The organism is Rhizobium sp. ZW T2_16, assembly GCF_044987325.1.
Classification (GTDB): Bacteria; Pseudomonadota; Alphaproteobacteria; order Rhizobiales; family Rhizobiaceae; genus Neorhizobium; species Neorhizobium cellulosilyticum.
The window spans coordinates 1-1,749 of sequence record NZ_JBJDRG010000057.1; the positions used below are offsets into that span (position 1 = coordinate 1).

Consider the following 1,749-nt stretch of genomic DNA (forward strand, 5'->3'; position numbering starts at 1 on the left):
AGGTAGTGCGCTAACCGCAAGGAGGCAGCTAACCACGGTAGGGTCAGCGACTGGGGTGAAGTCGTAACAAGGTAGCCGTAGGGGAACCTGCGGCTGGATCACCTCCTTTCTAAGGAAGCTGTGGAACTGGTAAGACGCTGAGACATGTCTCAGATGAACCTTCCCGTGCTTTTTAGAACATAGATGGCGCCAGTCAGGCGACCATCGCAACGTAATACGCCACGGAATATCCTCGGATATCGGATGGTATGGCGAAAACCGCCGACTACGTTTCTCTTTCTTCAAGAAGACAATTGCCGCAAAGCTCGGTGTCCAGGATGTAAGGTGCAAGCCTTGCAGGTGAGTGGGCCTGTAGCTCAGTTGGTTAGAGCACACGCTTGATAAGCGTGGGGTCGGAAGTTCAAGTCTTCCCAGGCCCACCATTCGCTTTTTAGTGGATGCTGGACGCGGTGACGGATTTGACCTGCTGGATGGGTTTTGCGGAAAGATGGTGTTGATGAACGGGCTTTGACTGATCTTGTCAGTTCGGGCTGTTCCCAAGAGATTGGGGCTGTAGCTCAGCTGGGAGAGCACCTGCTTTGCAAGCAGGGGGTCAGCGGTTCGATCCCGCTCAGCTCCACCATTTTGTGTCCTGACGCTGTCGCGGCTTTACCGCTGCGCTCCGGACGGGCCGGCCAACGATGGCCGACGGCCCTTGGCCTTGCGAAGCTTTGCTTCGAGGGTGCCAAACGCATCGTTGTCTTCTGAAGAAAATAAAGTTTGCATCGCTTCGATGAAGCGCATGCCTGTTCTGCAAAAATCGTGAAGAGAAGATTGATCTGGAGGCTTCCAGGTCTGGGTTTTACCGCAAGGTAAGCCTGGGTTTGAAGCTGATCCTTATGATGTCGTTGATGGCCTAGCCGGCCGGACACGAAAGAGGGATCGGTGGAGATAGGAAGCTTGTCACTCTGGTCGGTCATTGTTGGTGTTTTGACCTTCGGGTTTTGGCGCCTCTGATGACTTATTGATGTCCGTTTGCTAACCGCACGGACCCGGATTTAATCTCGAGAAGCTGGTCTTAAGATCAGACGCAAGTGGGCCGCTCGGCGTGGCCCTTTAGAAAAGCGATCTGATCGACAAAGAACACGTCGATGTCATCATGAGAAGGATGGGTTGTAAAAGGTAGCCCTTCCGCTTCACCGGTCACGGTGAAGCTATATTGATGAGCATTGGCAATGAGAACGATTAAGTGTCGTAAGGGCATTTGGTGGATGCCTTGGCATGCACAGGCGAAGAAGGACGTGATACGCTGCGATAAGCTGTGGGGAGCTGCGAATAAGCTTTGATCCATGGATCTCCGAATGGGGCAACCCACCTTAAATACCTAGAAAGTTTAAGCCGTGTTTCGGCACGGTTTAGGTTTCTAGGTATTGTAATAAGGTATCTAACTTTCGAATACATAGGGGTTAGAAGCGAACTCAGGGAACTGAAACATCTAAGTACCTGAAGGAAAGGACATCAACCGAGACTCCGCAAGTAGTGGCGAGCGAACGCGGACCAGGCCAGTGGCAATCAGGAATAAAGCCGAACAAGTTGGAAAGCTTGGCTAAAGTGGGTGACAGCCCCGTAGGCGTAGAACACTGATTGTCCTTGAGTAGGGCGGGACACGTGAAATCCTGTCTGAACATGGGGAGACCACTCTCCAAGCCTAAGTACTCGTGCATGACCGATAGCGAACAAGTACCGTGAGGGAAAGGTGAAAAGCACCCC

At 52.3% G+C, this 1,749-nt stretch carries 1 protein-coding gene, 2 tRNA genes and 2 rRNA genes; 4 read left to right on the top strand and 1 reads right to left on the bottom strand.

From position 1 onward, the window contains the following. The 3 genes from ACI3K0_RS30665 to ACI3K0_RS30675 form a co-directional block, all read left to right on the top strand. A 16S ribosomal RNA gene (locus tag ACI3K0_RS30665) occupies positions 1–109 on the top strand; the annotation flags it as partial. Between the two features lie 236 nt (positions 110–345). After that, positions 346–422: transfer RNA gene (locus tag ACI3K0_RS30670), tRNA-Ile, on the top strand. A gap of 124 nt (positions 423–546) precedes the next feature. After that, positions 547–622: transfer RNA gene (locus ACI3K0_RS30675), tRNA-Ala, on the top strand. A gap of 26 nt (positions 623–648) precedes the next feature. Here the strand turns inward: ACI3K0_RS30675 and ACI3K0_RS30680 are convergent. Further along, entirely contained in the window at positions 649–783 is a 135-nt protein-coding gene (locus ACI3K0_RS30680; protein ID WP_404946979.1) for a hypothetical protein, read from the bottom strand. A gap of 439 nt (positions 784–1,222) precedes the next feature. On the opposite strand from ACI3K0_RS30680, the gene ACI3K0_RS30685 reads away from it, so the two are divergent. Then, a 23S ribosomal RNA gene (locus ACI3K0_RS30685) occupies positions 1,223–1,749 on the top strand; the annotation flags it as partial.